15 protein-coding genes and 1 pseudogene are annotated in these 15,509 nt (G+C 34.2%); 8 read left to right on the top strand and 8 right to left on the bottom strand.

Annotation, left to right across the window (positions count from 1 at the left end):
• Positions 1-330: 330 nt before the first annotated feature.
• Positions 331-1,020, top strand: coding sequence for a tetratricopeptide repeat protein (locus tag C6H08_RS09320; RefSeq protein WP_034564039.1), 690 nt, complete (start codon positions 331-333; stop codon positions 1,018-1,020).
• Positions 1,021-1,395: 375 nt separating this feature from the next.
• Here C6H08_RS09320 and hisG read toward each other — a convergent pair whose 3' ends face one another.
• From hisG to C6H08_RS09295, 5 genes are all read right to left on the bottom strand, one after another.
• Positions 1,396-2,007, bottom strand: coding sequence for an ATP phosphoribosyltransferase (hisG, locus tag C6H08_RS09315; RefSeq protein WP_034564041.1), 612 nt, complete (start codon positions 2,005-2,007; stop codon positions 1,396-1,398).
• A 10-nt stretch (positions 2,008-2,017) separates the two neighbouring features.
• Positions 2,018-2,653, bottom strand: coding sequence for a type III pantothenate kinase (locus C6H08_RS09310; protein WP_004084942.1), 636 nt, complete (start codon positions 2,651-2,653; stop codon positions 2,018-2,020).
• A 38-nt stretch (positions 2,654-2,691) separates the two neighbouring features.
• A complete protein-coding gene (locus C6H08_RS09305) occupies positions 2,692-3,864 on the bottom strand; it encodes a hypothetical protein (RefSeq protein WP_034579212.1) in 1,173 nt (390 codons plus the stop codon).
• Complete coding sequence (locus C6H08_RS09300) at positions 3,864-4,574, bottom strand: hypothetical protein (RefSeq protein ID WP_034564045.1); 711 nt, start codon at positions 4,572-4,574, stop codon at positions 3,864-3,866. The genes C6H08_RS09305 and C6H08_RS09300 overlap by 1 nt, the downstream gene beginning before the upstream one ends.
• Before the next feature lie 136 nt (positions 4,575-4,710).
• Entirely contained in the window at positions 4,711-5,742 is a 1,032-nt protein-coding gene (locus C6H08_RS09295; protein WP_034564047.1) for a thiamine-phosphate kinase, read from the bottom strand.
• A 119-nt stretch (positions 5,743-5,861) separates the two neighbouring features.
• Here C6H08_RS09295 and C6H08_RS09290 point away from each other — a divergent pair, with 119 nt between their 5' ends.
• Positions 5,862-6,731, top strand: coding sequence for a hypothetical protein (locus tag C6H08_RS09290; RefSeq protein WP_034564050.1), 870 nt, complete (start codon positions 5,862-5,864; stop codon positions 6,729-6,731).
• A gap of 197 nt (positions 6,732-6,928) precedes the next feature.
• Here C6H08_RS09290 and C6H08_RS09285 read toward each other — a convergent pair whose 3' ends face one another.
• Complete coding sequence (locus C6H08_RS09285; RefSeq protein ID WP_034579216.1) at positions 6,929-8,047, bottom strand: phospholipase A; 1,119 nt, start codon at positions 8,045-8,047, stop codon at positions 6,929-6,931.
• A 145-nt stretch (positions 8,048-8,192) separates the two neighbouring features.
• On the opposite strand from C6H08_RS09285, the gene hypB reads away from it, so the two are divergent.
• Positions 8,193-8,879 (top strand): hydrogenase nickel incorporation protein HypB, encoded by a 687-nt coding sequence (hypB, locus tag C6H08_RS09280; RefSeq protein ID WP_034564054.1) that lies wholly within the window; start codon positions 8,193-8,195, stop codon positions 8,877-8,879.
• 264 nt (positions 8,880-9,143) lie between these two features.
• Here the strand turns inward: hypB and C6H08_RS09275 are convergent, their stop codons facing one another.
• On the bottom strand, positions 9,144-9,389 hold the full coding sequence (locus tag C6H08_RS09275) for a hypothetical protein (RefSeq protein ID WP_052099965.1): 246 nt from the start codon (positions 9,387-9,389) through the stop codon (positions 9,144-9,146).
• Between the two features lie 243 nt (positions 9,390-9,632).
• Here C6H08_RS09275 and C6H08_RS09270 point away from each other — a divergent pair, with 243 nt between their 5' ends.
• The gene (locus C6H08_RS09270; RefSeq protein WP_034564056.1) at positions 9,633-11,585 is read left to right on the top strand and encodes an acetate--CoA ligase family protein; all 1,953 of its coding nucleotides are present in this window, start codon (positions 9,633-9,635) and stop codon (positions 11,583-11,585) included.
• Here the strand turns inward: C6H08_RS09270 and C6H08_RS12370 are convergent.
• Positions 11,577-11,702, bottom strand: coding sequence for a hypothetical protein (locus C6H08_RS12370; protein WP_267892900.1), 126 nt, complete (start codon positions 11,700-11,702; stop codon positions 11,577-11,579). The two genes, C6H08_RS09270 and C6H08_RS12370, sit on opposite strands and share 9 nt — an antisense overlap.
• Positions 11,703-11,822: 120 nt before the next feature.
• On the opposite strand from C6H08_RS12370, the gene rsmI reads away from it, so the two are divergent.
• The 4 genes and pseudogenes from rsmI to C6H08_RS09250 all read left to right on the top strand — a co-directional run.
• The gene (gene rsmI, locus C6H08_RS09265; protein WP_034564059.1) at positions 11,823-12,677 is read left to right on the top strand and encodes a 16S rRNA (cytidine(1402)-2'-O)-methyltransferase; all 855 of its coding nucleotides are present in this window, start codon (positions 11,823-11,825) and stop codon (positions 12,675-12,677) included.
• Between the two features lie 107 nt (positions 12,678-12,784).
• Positions 12,785-13,936, top strand: coding sequence for a hypothetical protein (locus C6H08_RS09260; protein ID WP_034579217.1), 1,152 nt, complete (start codon positions 12,785-12,787; stop codon positions 13,934-13,936).
• A 149-nt stretch (positions 13,937-14,085) separates the two neighbouring features.
• Positions 14,086-15,075, top strand: a complete 990-nt coding sequence (lpxD, locus tag C6H08_RS09255; RefSeq protein ID WP_034564063.1) for a UDP-3-O-(3-hydroxymyristoyl)glucosamine N-acyltransferase — start codon at positions 14,086-14,088, stop codon at positions 15,073-15,075.
• Positions 15,076-15,164: 89 nt separating this feature from the next.
• Positions 15,165-15,509 (top strand): annotated as a pseudogene (locus C6H08_RS09250) (hypothetical protein); the annotation flags it as partial.

The following is a 15,509-nucleotide window of genomic DNA, read 5'->3' as shown; positions in this document are numbered from 1 at the left end:
TAATGTTTTTGTGTATCCTTGTTTAGTATGCATTCAAAAATGCACGCTAAACACAAATAAAAAAGAGATAGATTAAAAGAAAGGATTATGTGGAATTATAAGGAAGTGGTTACTTGATAAAGTTGTGTTTTGTTTGCAATATAATAGCATATGCACACATTAACAAGGTTTTAAAAACCATTTATATAGGGCTTTTGTGTGTTGGTGTGCCTGTGTTTAAGTGTTTTTTGAGTTGCTAAGTGAATATAAAAACATATATTTTATTTTAAGTTTATTTTATAGAGAAATAATGTAAAATTTCACAGAATCTTCTAGCAAAAGTGGGGCTTTATGCGTTTTGTATTCTTTGTGATAGCTACATTTTCTGTGTGTTTTGCAAATATACTAGATTCTATCCGCACAGAACACCCAAAGAATTTCAGCAAAGAGACTTGGGAAGTCCATACGCAACAATGTTTAAACAAAAATTCAGAATCATGTAAAATCGTTATTGAAATCGGCTTAAAAACCCCAGATGAATGCAAGGCAAAAAATGAATGTAGCGTGATAGGCGAAATATTTTTATATGCAGATTCTATAAAACGAGCAATGTCCTATTTTGAAAAAGCATGTGATAAAAAAGATATGAATGGTTGCTACTTTATCGGCTTATATAAAGCACAAAATAATAATTTTGTAGAGGCAATGCCATATTTTGAAAAAAAGCATGTGATAAAAAACACGCCCCCATCATGTTTTATGAATGCCAACTTTTATGAGTATGGCAAAGGTGTAAGACAAGACTATGAAAAAGCGGCTATGCTGTATAAAAAATCGTGCAAATTAAAGTATCCTAATGCCTGTTTCACACTTGGTAACTTACATGAAGCAGGAAAAGCCTTGGCACATAATCTATCACTTGCAAAAGAGTTTTATGGTAAGGCATGCGATATGGGTATGCAAAAAGGTTGTGATTCCTACAAAGAGCTTAATCAATCTGGTATCCCCTCACTTTATCAAGATAAAAATGTGTTTGATTAAGAATTATTAAGCAACAATGTGATGTGATGGATTGTAAAATACTGAATCCGTATTTCATTTTTTGATTTCTGATTTGTTTAAATTAATGCGTAATTTAGTCTCTACGATAAACTCAAATATATATTTCCATCGTGTTATCGACAAGTAAATAATATTTTTTAATTCTGCATCACTCAATTGCTTAGTATTCATGCAAGCTGCTGATTGTGGCTTATCTTTTTTTGTGTAAAAGTGTTGTCATCAATATTACTATTTTGATTATAGATTTTTATAGCCCCCCATAATATTGATGAATGATGCTTAATTGCTCTTTGTTGCAGAGTCTTACTAAACTAGGCTTTACTAAGATTATATTCATATAAAAGAAAACTAGTTTTATAGTATTTTTGCTAAATGCTCTTGTAGTTGTAAGATTTTGTTTTTATTGGCAAAAAAGCTATTTGTATTTGCGATTAAGTAAGCACTTGATTCCATAATGACTTCATCAATTTGTAGATTGTTTTGCTTCATGGTGTTGCCTGTTTCTACTATATCCACAATGCCATCTGCAAGATTGACTAATGGGGCAAGCTCTATTGAGCCATAAAGCTTTATGACATCAACGGCGATAGCACGGGCAGAAAAGAAGTTTTGAGTAATATTTGTCATTTTTGTAGCGATTTTTATGCGGGGTTTGAGATAGTTTATAGGTTTGCCGCATTCACTCCCAAGCACGACTTTACATTTACCAATTTGAAGATTTAATAGTCTTGCGACATCAATATCTTTATGTTCTTCAAGCACATCAAGCCCTACGACTCCTAAATCTGCTGCTCCATAATGCACATAGGTTGGCACATCTTGGTTTCTCACAAGTAAAAATGTGAAATTTTCATCTTTTAAAACAAGTTTCCTATCATCAAATTGTATTTTTTTATTGAGAATCTTTGCAAAAAGCGATAAGGTCTCATCTGCTATTCTTCCCTTTGGAAGTGCGATCGTAAGCATATATGTCCTTTTAAATTATATTATTTTCTTTTAGGGCTTGTTGCATACCTTTGAAAATCAAGGTATTATCAAATATGCTATTCTCAAAGTATTTAGCAAAAAATTTACCATCACCACCTGTAAAATACATTTTTTTGGTTTGTGTAGTATGCTTTAGCATGAGTATAATGCTTTTTAAGATTCCAAAGCTTATTGCCTCTTTTGTGCTGCGTGGTGGTGCGTATAGATTCACACTTAAATCAAGTGGGACATGTAGGGCAGGGGATATACACTGATAGAGATGCTGATATGAGCTTATGCCGGGCAGAATGTAGCCACCTACATGCTGATTATCCTCCATAATATCAATAGTGATAGCACTTCCTGCATCAACGATTACCCCATTGCTAATGGCTTTACATGCTGCTTTTCTATCAATCCCTAAGCCTTGATATACGCCTTGTAGCTGTATGAATTTTTCAAGATTAATGCAAGTTTTATGAGAATCTAATAGCTTTTTTTCAAAGTTTGGATTTACGCTAATGTAGTAGATTGGAATATGAGGCTTTTTTAGAGAAATATTATTTGGATTCTCTCGCCAGATTCTACCTGCATAATAAAAATGCAAAAAAGAATTGCCTATATCACATAAAACAATGCTTGCCATTACAAACCTCCTTTCCTTACAGCTCTTTTAAATAAGATTTATTTCTTATTTTCATTTATGATTTTATTCAGTGTTTTATTAAAATCTAGAATCTTATCGTTGATATATAAAATATTTGGTGTGTAAAACATTGTAACGCGTTTGCTAAACCATCTATCCATGCCAAATTTTAGCTTAAAGACTTCATAGCTAAAATCTTTGAGTGATAAATCAATCAAATATCCACCGCTATTATCAAAGGTATATAAATGATTGTCTTTGATGATAATTCCATTAAGATTTGCATAAGGTAATTTTACACTTTGAAGTGTGGCTAGGGTTTTATCAAACTGATAGATTGTGCCATTGAGACTTAAGGCATAGATATGTGTCCCATCAAAGTAAATATCGCGTATTTCTAGCTCTTTGCCATAAGATTCCCCACGAATAAGTGTATAAATGCGTTTATGTGTGGCACTCACTAGCTCATCTTGCTTTACTTTGAGATAGATAATGTTGTTTAGAAATTTTTCTGTATTTACAATGATATTTTTTACACTTTTTCCTTGTGCTATGTCGATTGTATTTAGTCTGCCATCAAGTGTTGGAAAAACAATCAGTGTATCAAGGATAACAGGATTTGCATGTTTTGATGAAATGGCATAGATTGATTCTTCTTTTGTTTGGAAATTAAAGGAATCTTTTGTAAGGTCATAGAGAAAAAGCGTATTGTTTGCAAGCACACCGGCGACTAGATTACCCTTTATGCTCGCACTTACAATACAGCCTTTTGTGGCGATAGCCTTTGCGTTTGGTCTATCAAGGCTTATCGTATTGTTGTCTTGTAGTAGCGGGACAATGAGAAGCTCAGCACAGCCATTGCTTACAAGCCATTGTTTAGAATCTGCATATAGCAAGTTTTCATTTTCATTAAGCGTGATATTTGATAAGCCATTTTCTGTAATGACTGCGTTATTTTTTAGCTTAGCACTTGCTTGATTGCTACTTGCTAGAGGCTTTTCTAGTTTGCCATTAAACTCGATTTTACCTTGAATATGCTCTGGCTTGAAATCTTTTTGAGAATCACAACCACTATAAAATACAAGCAACAAACATATAATCATGCAATATGATACTTTTATGAAAGTTGGCTTGAGATTGTCTAAGATGTGTTTGAATATATGCAGGGTCTTAGAAATGCGAATGGGATATGAAGTAAGTGCTTGATACATTATTGTCCTTGCTCTGTTGCTTTATCTTCTTTTGTTGGTGAATCTGTGTTTTGTGTATTTAAGTTTTTATTGCTTACGCCATAGTGTTTGAGTAAAGTTGCCATTTCTGCGACAAGTTTATTATTATCTCTTGGCTGGATAGATTCTAGAATCTCTCTTGCTTTTTGCGTGTTATTATTTTGCATATATAAATATGCGGCTAGAAATCTTGTTCTATCTCTTAGTATAGGCATAGAATCTGATTTAAAATTCTCAAGTAACTCTAGCTTTTCGCCAAATACTGCGTATTGATAACTAGCGAGTGTGGCAACAAGCTCATTATTTGACTTACTTAACTGCTCTAAAACAGCAAGATTTTCATCACTTTTTAACTGCAATAGGCTTAGATTCTGTAACTGCGTATAGCGATAGAAATCATATAAATCCGGCTTTATTGTAGCAAGTGTTTCTTCTGTTTTCTTTCTGTCTTCTTCGGTGAGATTTTTGCTATACAAAGTATTCATTAGCTCATTTGCTTGTGAGTTTGTCCTATGTTCTGTGTAGGCTCCAATCCCCATATATATACCAAAAAGCACTAATAACGCGATGGCAAGGAATAAAAAATTCTTGTATTTTTTATAAAATGTTTCAAGTTTAAATGCACTTACAAGTAGATTTTGGTCTTTTGTAAGCTTATCTTTTACATCATGGAGATTTTTTTCGATTGACATGTTACGCCTTAAGATTCTAATTTTAGGATTCTAGTTACAATGATTTAGAGTTAAATTTGGAATAATAGCATAAGAATTTCAACAAAATAGCTTTACGCGCTCAATTCATGCGTATTTTCTTGCTAAGTTTTCTTATTTATGTATGCCATTGTATTGTGTGAAAAAAATGCGGTTTATAACGACCAAATTTTCCTACAATATGGATTTGTGTCCGCGTAGAATCTGCTATGCGTTGCAAGGCAGTCAGATTCTTGTCTTTAAAGCTAAATAATAGCTCGTATTCCTCCCCGCTTTGATACACTTCTTTTTTTAGGGTAGAGTAGGGCAGTAGCGTGAGTTTATTTTGAGATTCTAACCTTTTTATCTCATTTGCTAATCCATCGCTAATATCCATACAAGCATGAAGCAATCTATGCGATTTTTTAAGGAAAGCCATGCGTAAAAAGGGTAGGGCAAAGCGGCTGTCCCTATGCGTTGTCTCTATAACATGACGAGGCAGAATATGCTTATTTGTGCCATATCGCAGTAGCTTTTTTAGCGTTTTAAAACTGCTGCCTAGATTGCCTTTTCTTATACTTGTATAGGCGAGTAAATCGCCATTTTTTACCCTGTCCCTATGGAGATATTTACCTATTAAACGACCTATTATTGTGATGTGAAATGAGAGTTCCCTGCCACACATTGTATCGCCACCTATGAGTGTAATATTATATTCCTTGCAAACGCTTGTAATGCCTTGCAATACTTCTTGTATTTGCGTATTTTTCATATCTTTATGTAGCACGATAGAGAGTAGGGCGTATTGCGGTAATGCCCCAGAGCTTAATATATCAGAGATATTGACTAAAAAAGCCTTTTTTGCTAGGTTTTCATAACTTAGCCATTTATTTTTAGAATCTATATCTTTATGGGTGGGGGTAGGGCTTTTTGTGTATTTTGACAAAACTTTAGAATCTATTTCATTTGAGTAGTGGCAGGGTTTAGGGTGCAAAAAATTAGAATCTTTATGAGACATTTTAAAATGAATGTTTTCTACAAAACTATCAGCTGCAATAATATATCTTTTATCCTTAAAAAGTAGCGGTGATAATAAAGCACAATCATCATTTAGATTTTGTGTGATACCACTTTGTGCTAAAAGGTTTAAAAAATATGATTCTTTATCCATAGTATCCCTTTAAGTTATTAGAGTTATAGGTTGATGATAATTGCATATTAGGGCAATTTAATGTTTATGTTAAAAACATGTTATAATACCGCATAAAAGCCATTAGGAATAAATTTTATATGCAAGATTCTAAAAACGATACATTACCAAGCGATATTAACACACAAGAAAATAATGATATGTCTCCACAAGATTCTAATATAGAATCCTTGCGAGATATAGAATCTATACAAGAAGATTCTTTTAACTCTCAAGTAGATTCTGTTATGGAATCTAATGATTTGAATAATATAGATTTAGATACAAACCAAAATGATATAGACGATAATGCCCCACAAGATATTCTTAATGATATTGTGCTAGATTCTAGAGATTCTACACAAATTATAGAATCTATGCCTGATAATATAGCATTTAATAATGAGGTGATAAATGAGTTAGAATCACAAGCACAACAAGAAAATACAGATATAAATGAAGCAATAGAATCTAATATTATAAATAATCTAAACGAAACACAAAATGATTCAAATACAGATTTATTGCACGAAGCAAATGTGCCGCATGATTTAAAAGAAGAGATACTAGAATCTAATACTACACAAATATCTAAAGATTCTCATAATACACAAGAGATGAAGCAAGAAAGTATTAAAGAAAATAGAGAAGAGATTCACACAGAAGAACTCAATAAAGAAGATTTATTTGACAATATCATCTTGCAAAAATCACATAATGAAATAAAACCTAAAACATACAAATGGCAATATCTAGTCTATTCTAAGCGAGTGTTTATAAGCTTGGTGTGTATTGCCTTTGTGGTGAGTAGCTATGCTGTGTATCTATTCTTTGGTTCTACTTCGCTTGAAGTATTATGGGATTTACATAAAACAAGAAATACCTTGCGTCTTGAGGTAGAGCAAAGCAGACTAGATAATGCCACATTGCAAAGAGATGTCCTTGAATTGAGGGCGCTTGAGCCAAAATAGAATTTATAGATTCTAAAAATTGTCATACTGAGCAAAGCGAAGTGTCTAACATAGAATCTCAACAAGATATTCCGTGCTTACACACTCGCACGAGCAAAGCTCTTGCCCACACTTGCAAATATGACAAGAATCTAGATTGTATAAATTTGCACCCACCCAAATGGTAGAGAAACTGGAATCTTATCTAAACATTATGCTTAAAATCCCGTTGTTCTTATGCCAATGCCTATACGATGAGCTGGTATATTGTATTCATACAAGCTATTTGCATAGCCATAGAAATACTGCCCATACACTGCGAAAAACTTACTCACCTCATACGCATAACCAAGCTGCAATGAGCCATGATAGCGTGTATAATCGCTAATAATAGGTGCTACATGCAATTCAACAAAATGCTTTTTATGCTTGTAGTAAAGTCTTGCGTTTGCATAGCCCATGTAGAGACTAATATCTGGGTTATCTTTTCGTTTTGGGATGTAGGGCCATGCTGTGATATGTATGCCAAAGGTAGAGTTTTTCATAACTTTTTCCCAAATGAGTTCTAGCATGATTCTATTTCCCATGCTTCTTGAGCGGCATTTCTCTGGAGTTAAAGGGTTTCTGTTGTTATCTATCAAACACTCATCACCACCGATACCATTGCTAAAATGCAAGTAGCCAATGCGCAATTCCTTGATTTTACCGCCCTTGCCACCAAAAAGCTCCCAATCTGCCGGATAGGAATAAAAGATTGAAGGCTTATAGTTTGAATCTCGCACAGGATTAGAATAGCGAAAGTTAAACTGCTGAAACCATGAAGTCTGCGTATAAGCAAAAAAGAGTGAGCCTTTACTCCAAAACGCTCCACGCCAAAGCGGTACTTTAAAGCTTACTTGAAACTTCAATTCGCTAGGCATATTACTCCCATAGATTCCGAAAGGTGGCAAGCTATATGAATACACAAAGTAAGTCCCCTCATGCTCTAATACTCGCATAAAATCTGTATAGGTTGTCTCGGCTTCTTTTGTGCGTTCTTTATAAGTGTCTATATCGAAAAAGTGATTTTTTAGCTTTGTTAGGGTGGTGTTTTCTTGTGTAGATTCTGGTATCTTGTCATTTTGAGCCGTAGGCGAAAAATCTTTTTTAGATTCTAAGTCTTTAGATACTTCGCTTTGCTTAGTATGATGATTTTTAGAATCTAAACTCCCCATATTCCCCATTATATATAGCTGATTTTGCGAAGTTATCCAAGGTGTAAAATTATCATTAGCATGTGCCTGTATAACATGATAGGTAAGCACACAACAATAAAAAGCATATTTAACAATACGCATTATATATCCTAAAGTAAATTTTATGTAAGATTTATGATTATAACATGTTTTAGATTCTATAAACTACATTTATAACAATAAAAAATAAAAGTTATAATCTATTAGAATCTTTTTGTTAGAATTAGAGTTTTTTGAAAGGAAATGTATGGAAAAAGTTATTGCGATAAAAGAGCGAGTTTTGAGTGCGAATGATAGAAAAGCACAGGAATTACGGGGCATTTATGATACGCATAATAAGTTTGTGATAAATCTTATGAGTAGTCCGGGGAGCGGTAAAACCACGCTTTTAGAATCTTTAAGTAAGTTTGATGACTTTAAATTCTGCGTGATTGAGGGGGATTTAGAGACCAATAGAGATACTGATAGACTAGAAAAACAAGGCGTATTAGCAAAGCAAATCACAACAGGTGAGGCATGCCATCTTGAAGCAAACATGGTAGCAAATATACTGCCCTCACTCATGCAAGATTCTAGATTTAGCCAAAGCGACTTTTTGTTTATAGAAAATGTAGGCAATCTCGTATGTCCGGCAAGTTATGATTTGGGAGCGAATGTAAATGTTGTCTTGCTTAGTGTGCCAGAGGGCGATGATAAGGTGCTAAAATATCCTTCTATGTTTTTGTGTGCTGATATTGTGCTAGTTACAAAAGCTGAAATGAAAGAGTATTTTGGCTTTAAAACAGAGCAGGTGAAAAGCGATTTAGAAACCCTGCGACACGGCGTAGAGATTATGGAGATTAGCAAAGATTCTAAAGAGAGTCTTAAGAAGTTAAAAGAGTATTTCCAAACTCTAGCCTTAAAAGGATACAGAACAGATCATATATTTAAATAATGCTAAATTTAAATTGTTTGTTTGAATAAGGTTGCCTAGTTTTTTGTTGGGAAGTATTTATTATTGTAGGCAGTTAATGGATTTTAATCTATTTTAATCTATTTTAATGACATTGTTGATATATTTGGTATCTTTGTTCGTTGTATGAATTGCAATCCCGCATAACACAAGCACTAAAGTCAAATTCTTGAAACTAATTTTAAGCACAAAAAAAGATTTAAAACAAAAATATTGAAACTCGATAAAATTAACACAAACTAGATTTTAATGCAATAAATACCTAAACCAAGCAAATAAAATAAAGCGTAGATTCCTAAACGCAATGCCTTGGCTTTGTGGTTTTGTTATTTTTGCAAGATTAAAGCTATCTTCGCAATTCTTATCATGGCTAATATCATTAATCTGCATTTTTAAGCAATAAGTCGCAATCACTGCTTTTTGCGTATCAGAAAAGTCATTATTACTCCATGCAAGATGGTGTGCTATCTCTAAAAAACGCCACTTTTTCATCTTTTTCAAGTAGATTCAACAACATACAAAAATTCCTAAATGATGCGATAGGCTTGCATTCTATAAAAAACAAGTCAAGGAAAATAAGAATCCCAGACAACTTAACAACATTTAAAATTTTCATATAACAAATTGAGTAAAAAAGAAAAACATAATCATAAATTACATAAGAATATCATATAACACTGCTGCTTTATGTTTATTCTGCATTACAATTAGCTTTATTCTACAAAAGGAGCAGATATGCAAAATCATACATTAAGCGAAAGTGAGCTTTATAGCTTTTTAGGTAAATATGGGATAAAAACACCAGCATGTAAAAGCGTGGGCTTGAGAGAAAAAATCACATTTGATGCTTTCCCAGCTGTTATAAAGATACAATCGCCAAAGGTAGTGCATAAAAGCGATGTAGGTGGTGTGATACTCAACCTTACAAGTAACGATGAGTTAGAGAAAGCAAGAGAGCAAATCATTGCAAATCTAAAAAAACATAATATAGAACTTGATAGTAATGATGGATTTATCATCACGCAAATGGTATTTGGCGAGGAGCTTTATATAGGAAGTGTGGAAGATTCTACTTTCGGGAATGTTATCTTATTTGGCAAGGGTGGGATCTATCTTGAGTTATATAAAGATGTATGTTATATAGAATCTAATGCGAGAGAAGATGAGATTAAAAGGGCTTTAGCCACAACAAAAATAGCAAAGCTTTTTGATGGTTTTAGAGGCTTTGACTATAAGATTGAATGGGTGATTAATCTTGTTAAGAGTGTGCAGAAAATGCTACAAGAAAATGAGATAAAAGAGCTTGATATAAATCCCTTAAAGCTTACAAAAGATGGCTTAGTTGCAGTCGATGCTAGAATCTTAAAAGGCAAACTAGAATATAGCGAAATACAAAGAGAGCAAAAGCGACCAGACTTCTTAAAGAATGAGCGAGTAGTGATTGTTGGGGCAAGCACAGAAAAGGGTAAAACTGGCTATACAATAGCTAAAAACGCACAAAGCTTTAAAGGTGAATTACTTTATGTTAATGCAAAAGGCGGGGAGCTTTTTGGCAAGAAATTATATAAAAGTGTGAGTGAGATTGATGGGGATATTGATACCGCTGTGATTGTGATTGGTGCGAAATTTGTTATCCCTACAATCCATGAGTTAGTCAAAAAAGGGCTAAAAAATCTCATTATCATTACCGCAGGATTCAAAGAAAGCGGACATGATGCAGAAGAAGAAGAGATTGGCAGACTAGCAGCAACGCACGACTTTAATGTTATCGGTCCTAATTGTCTTGGATTCTATGCAAATGAAGAGAAGCTAAATATTACTTTTGGCACGGGCATGGTGCATGATGGAAGTCATGCGTTTGTATCACAAAGCGGGGCAGTTTTAGCAGGTCTTATGGATAGGGCAGCAGAGCTTGGACTTGGATTCTCACATTTGATTAGTGTTGGGAATGCGGTGGATTTAAGAAGTGCTGAAATCATTCCTATGCTAAATAATGCGAAAAGTTGTGAAAGTATTGCGTTATATTTAGAGGGTGTGGCGCGCGGTAAATCCTTGTGTGAGAGCATTAGAAATTGCAATAAACCGATATATCTCTTTAAAGCAGCGAAGTCTGAAGCCGCAAAAAAGGCAGCATTTTCACACACGGGCAATCTTAGTGGCAATTACGCTATGTTTAATGGAATCATGCAAAGCTTGGGTGTAAAAGTTGTAAATACTCTAGATTCACTACTTTTTGCACCATTATTTAAAGATGTGAAAAATATCGTGGTAATCACAAATGCTGGGGGTCCGGGAACCGTTTTAACAGATGCAATAGCTGCAAGAAAAAAGGAATTATACGAGCTTAGTGAAGCACAAAAAAGTGAGCTAGATTCTGTCCTGCCACCAATGTGGTCGCATAATAATCCAATCGATGTAATAGGCGATGCCCTGCCAGATAGATATGAGAGTGCCTTAAAGATTGTAGATACTTTTCCAAATCTTGATTTAATCTATATGCTTATCACACCGCAAGATATGACTGACGCACTAGGCACGGTTAAGATTCTAAAACAATATACATTTAAGCATAAAGTTGTGCCAATTCTACTTGGTGGCGAAAATGTAAAAGATGCAAGGGAATATTGCTTGAAAGAGGGAATCTTATACTTTACAAGCATCGCTCAAGCATGTGAATTTTTAGGATAGATTCTGTGCCGTATCATCTATTTTAACTTTAGGCGATATAGCTTTGTTGTCATTCTTTATAGAATCTTGTATGATTTTGCAAAAACACCGAATACAAGATTCTGAAATAGAATACATTGCAAAAAAGCCGCTATAAGTCTTACATTACATTACTACAAAAATAATCGCTAAATCTTAAAGTTTAATGATAATAATTAGAGTTTGCAAATTAAATATTTGTGTCTAAAAAGGATCATTATGCTATTTTTTGTGCCTACGCCAATAGGGAATCTACTTGATATATCATTACATACGCTTATGATTTTTAATAAATGCAAAGTCATCTTATGTGAAGACACACGCGTAACAAAGAAATTACTCACTCTATTATTACGCAATGATTTTATACAGCAAAATTATCCAAATATAAATCCACAAGAAAAGCACTTCATAAGCTTTCATAGTCATAATCAAGATGAGTTTTTAAGGAATGCTAATAAAGATTTTTTCACACAAGATATTGCCTTCTGCACAGATGCAGGTATGCCAAATATCAGTGATCCGGGGGCATTACTACTTCGGTATGTGCGAGAGAATAATATAGAATATGAAGTGGTGCTTGGTGGGGGTGCATTTAGTCATGCGTTTGTGTGTAGTGGATTAGAGGGGGCATTCTACTTTGGTGGCTTTTTAGCCCATAAGCAACAAGAGCGACAAAAGCATTTAAAATCCTTACTTGAATATCACAACACAACGCATATAATCCTTTATGAAAGCCCCAAAAGACTTAGAGAATCCTTAAGCGATATAGCCTTATTTATGCCAGATTCTACACTTTTTGTATATAAAGAACTCACAAAGTTATATGAGAGAGAAATCATAGGCAGCCCACAAGAAATACTTGCTAAATTGCCAAGCAACATTAAGGGAGAATATTGCATAATTATCCAAAAAGATTCTAAAAACTCTTTAAAAGATTCCAAAGAAAAGATTCTAAGGTTAGATAAAGATGATATTTTAGCCCTTGATATACCACCAAAACAAAAAGCAAAACTACTCGCACAAGTGAGTGAAAAAAGCATAAAAGAATGGTATGCAATATTAACACAATAGCAAATACAAGAGAAAAAGCAATGAAGTTTTGGCTTTTTATGATAAATTAAGTTGAATTTTTATACAATTTAGGATAGTATTCTACAATCTTGTAAAAAAGGAAAAGTATGTTAAAGTTTAAAGGTTTTAAAAGCGGTTTAAAAGGTAAAAATACTGATAGTCGCACTCTTGTAAATGGCGGTATGAAAGCTCTGGTGTGTGCTTTTACACTGGGTGGGTTACTCGCTTCGTCTGCGTATGCTGGTGGTAAAGCTGATGATTATATGAGAGTGTCTATCTCACACATGTTCGATCATGTCAATAAGTTTGAGTGTGAAGGTGGCGATAGGACTGCGATATGTAAGACTGACCGCTATGAGATTGGTAATACAAGTGGCTTTGTATTGCGTGATTATAGATACACGCTTGATTATAAAGATTCACGCGTGATTGAGAGAGTAAGCGGAAAGATTGAAGCACCTACTAACTATGACTTAAAGCCATTTGTGCCAAAGTCTTTTCAATGCTCTGATTTCACTCAAATCCACAGTGATAAAAAGCAAGTGAATGAACAGCTTGTTTGCACGATAGATAGCGACTCATATAAACTCAATATTCGCTTGAGAGCAAAAGCAGATTCGTCTCTATTTGCTAATGTAGATTCTATGTCTTTATTGCAAAAAAGCACAGCGTTTTGGGATAAAATGTTAAGAGAAGTAGCAAACACAAAAGATAAAAAGCAACTAGCTGAAAGAATGGATAGCTTTAAAGATATATTAAGCAGTATTGATGTGAATCTTTATGGTGTAGATATTGCTATCACAAAGCCACAATTACCACAGAAAATCTATGAGCATATTTTTGCTGATATGATTGATGATTCTAGTGAAGCTTCAGATTATGCAAATAAAAGATATAATCAACTCGCACATACACTTTATAACTCTGGTGTAGGTTATATATATGGCAATGCGATGGGCTATGTATGGGGCAATGACGCGATTGATGAACGCACAAAAGAAAGTCTCAACAAACTTTTTGTAACACTAAGAGATTCTGCTATGCTTGATTCTAATATCAAAACCGTGTATATCACACTGACAAATTGCACAAATAAAGGCTTTAATCTAGGTCGTGCTTACGATAAAATCACACAAGATGTAAGCTTTGATAAATTAGATAAAGAAAAAGCGGGACAAGCTCTGAATCTATTTAACGGTGATGTGTTTAATAGATACAGAATCGAAGTCGGAGCTGCCCGCTTTAAGCAACATAACTAAAAGTAGTTACCCATTACAAAGTAACTTATCTTTTGTAAATAGGGCATGGATTAAACGCCATGCTTTAGTGATCTTTATTAGACTTTTATAGATATTTAAAACTAAGCATAATCTCCACATGGCAATATAGACATAATTAAGGGAATCTTATGACACTAAGTGAAGCAATTAACAAGGCTTTTGGTAGCAATGCGGTATTGAGAAATGAAATTACAAATGATTTTATACTAGAAGGGTTAGCCCCATTAGAATCTGCTACTAAAAATCAAGTAAGTTATATACAACAAGACCAATACATTCAGGGCTTACAAGATTCTAAGGCTGGAGCGGTGCTAATTAGAGAATCCATAAAAGACAAAGTGCCAAACCATATACAGCCTCTTATCGTTGATAACCCACATTTAGCATTTGCCCTGCTTTCACAGCTTTTTGCAAAAGGCGATTTTATAGCAAGACCACATGCAGATTCTAAAATCGATGCAAGTGCATCTATCGCAGCAAATGTTGTGCTAGGTGAAAATGTAAGTATCGGGGCAAATACCATGATTATGCCCGGCGTTGTGATCGCTGATAATGTGAGTATTGGGGCAAATTGCAAGATTTATCCAAATGTTGTGATTTATCGTGAAAGTGTGATAGGCGATAGAGTGCTTATCCATGCTAATAGTGTCATTGGCAGCGATGGCTTTGGATATGCACAAAATGCACTCGGCGAACACATAAAAATCGAGCATAATGGACGCACAATTATTGAAGATGATGTAGAAATCGGTGCAAGCAATGTTATAGATAGAGCAGTTTTTGGTGAAACTCGCATTAAAAAAGGCAGTAAAGTCGGACATAGTTGCGTTATCGCACATAATTCCATTGTGGGAGAACATTCATTGCTTGTAGCACAAGTTGGTTTGGCAGGATCTACTACAACAGGACGAAATGTTGTGCTAGGCGGGCAAGTTGGCACAGGCGGACATGTGCATATTGGGGACTTCGTGCAGGTTGCAGGCAGAGGAGCGGTATCCAAAAACTTACCACCCAAAAGCAAATGGGGCGGTCATCCTATCATGCAGCTTGATGAATGGATGAAGTTTTATGTAAGTCTTAGACGCATGCTAAAAGAGAATAATAAGACTGAAAAGTAACATTAATTTTGCGTTTTACTTTAATATAACGAAACGCTTTTTTGAGTTTCTATGATACAATAACCGTAACCGTTTTATTTGGAGTTATCATGGGTTTAAGAGAATCTAAACGAATAAAGTTTATAAAAGAAAAAGGTGTAATTGCATTTTTATGGAATGCAATAGACAATACTTCCATTGCTACTTCTATTGCCAACTTGGTGTTGCAACGCCCAAGACTTGTTTTAAGCAGCTCTCAATGCAAAACTTTCAAATTGGCATACAAGCATTTTGAAGAAAATTATAGAAATATAATTGTTATTAGTCCGTTATTTTTTATGAAAAATCTCAAAAAACATATCGAGTGGCTAGAGTCTGAAATATTTAAAAGTCAATATGGTAGTATTGAGAATCTAGAAAATCTCAGCAAAAGTACAATAGGTGCGACTATGATG

The organism is Helicobacter bilis (assembly GCF_900198365.1).
Taxonomy (GTDB): domain Bacteria; phylum Campylobacterota; class Campylobacteria; order Campylobacterales; family Helicobacteraceae; genus Helicobacter_A; species Helicobacter_A bilis_B.
Note: the sequence above shows the minus strand (reverse complement) of the source record. Positions and strands in the feature narration are given on the sequence as shown.

Bases quoted from the DNA above. Each gene is read 5' to 3' on its own strand.
- C6H08_RS09320 (WP_034564039.1), top strand. From the start codon at position 331: ATGCGTTTTGTATTCTTTGTGATAGCTACATTTTCTGTGTGTTTTGCA.
- hisG (WP_034564041.1), bottom strand. From the start codon at position 2,007: ATGCTTACGATCGCACTTCCAAAGGGAAGAATAGCAGATGAGACCTTA.
- C6H08_RS09310 (WP_004084942.1), bottom strand. From the start codon at position 2,653: ATGGCAAGCATTGTTTTATGTGATATAGGCAATTCTTTTTTGCATTTT.
- C6H08_RS09305 (WP_034579212.1), bottom strand. From the start codon at position 3,864: ATGTATCAAGCACTTACTTCATATCCCATTCGCATTTCTAAGACCCTG.
- C6H08_RS09300 (WP_034564045.1), bottom strand. From the start codon at position 4,574: ATGTCAATCGAAAAAAATCTCCATGATGTAAAAGATAAGCTTACAAAA.
- C6H08_RS09295 (WP_034564047.1), bottom strand. From the start codon at position 5,742: ATGGATAAAGAATCATATTTTTTAAACCTTTTAGCACAAAGTGGTATC.
- C6H08_RS09290 (WP_034564050.1), top strand. From the start codon at position 5,862: ATGCAAGATTCTAAAAACGATACATTACCAAGCGATATTAACACACAA.
- C6H08_RS09285 (WP_034579216.1), bottom strand. From the start codon at position 8,047: ATGCGTATTGTTAAATATGCTTTTTATTGTTGTGTGCTTACCTATCAT.
- hypB (WP_034564054.1), top strand. From the start codon at position 8,193: ATGGAAAAAGTTATTGCGATAAAAGAGCGAGTTTTGAGTGCGAATGAT.
- C6H08_RS09275 (WP_052099965.1), bottom strand. From the start codon at position 9,389: ATGAAAAAGTGGCGTTTTTTAGAGATAGCACACCATCTTGCATGGAGT.
- C6H08_RS09270 (WP_034564056.1), top strand. From the start codon at position 9,633: ATGCAAAATCATACATTAAGCGAAAGTGAGCTTTATAGCTTTTTAGGT.
- C6H08_RS12370 (WP_267892900.1), bottom strand. From the start codon at position 11,702: ATGTATTCTATTTCAGAATCTTGTATTCGGTGTTTTTGCAAAATCATA.
- rsmI (WP_034564059.1), top strand. From the start codon at position 11,823: ATGCTATTTTTTGTGCCTACGCCAATAGGGAATCTACTTGATATATCA.
- C6H08_RS09260 (WP_034579217.1), top strand. From the start codon at position 12,785: ATGTTAAAGTTTAAAGGTTTTAAAAGCGGTTTAAAAGGTAAAAATACT.
- lpxD (WP_034564063.1), top strand. From the start codon at position 14,086: ATGACACTAAGTGAAGCAATTAACAAGGCTTTTGGTAGCAATGCGGTA.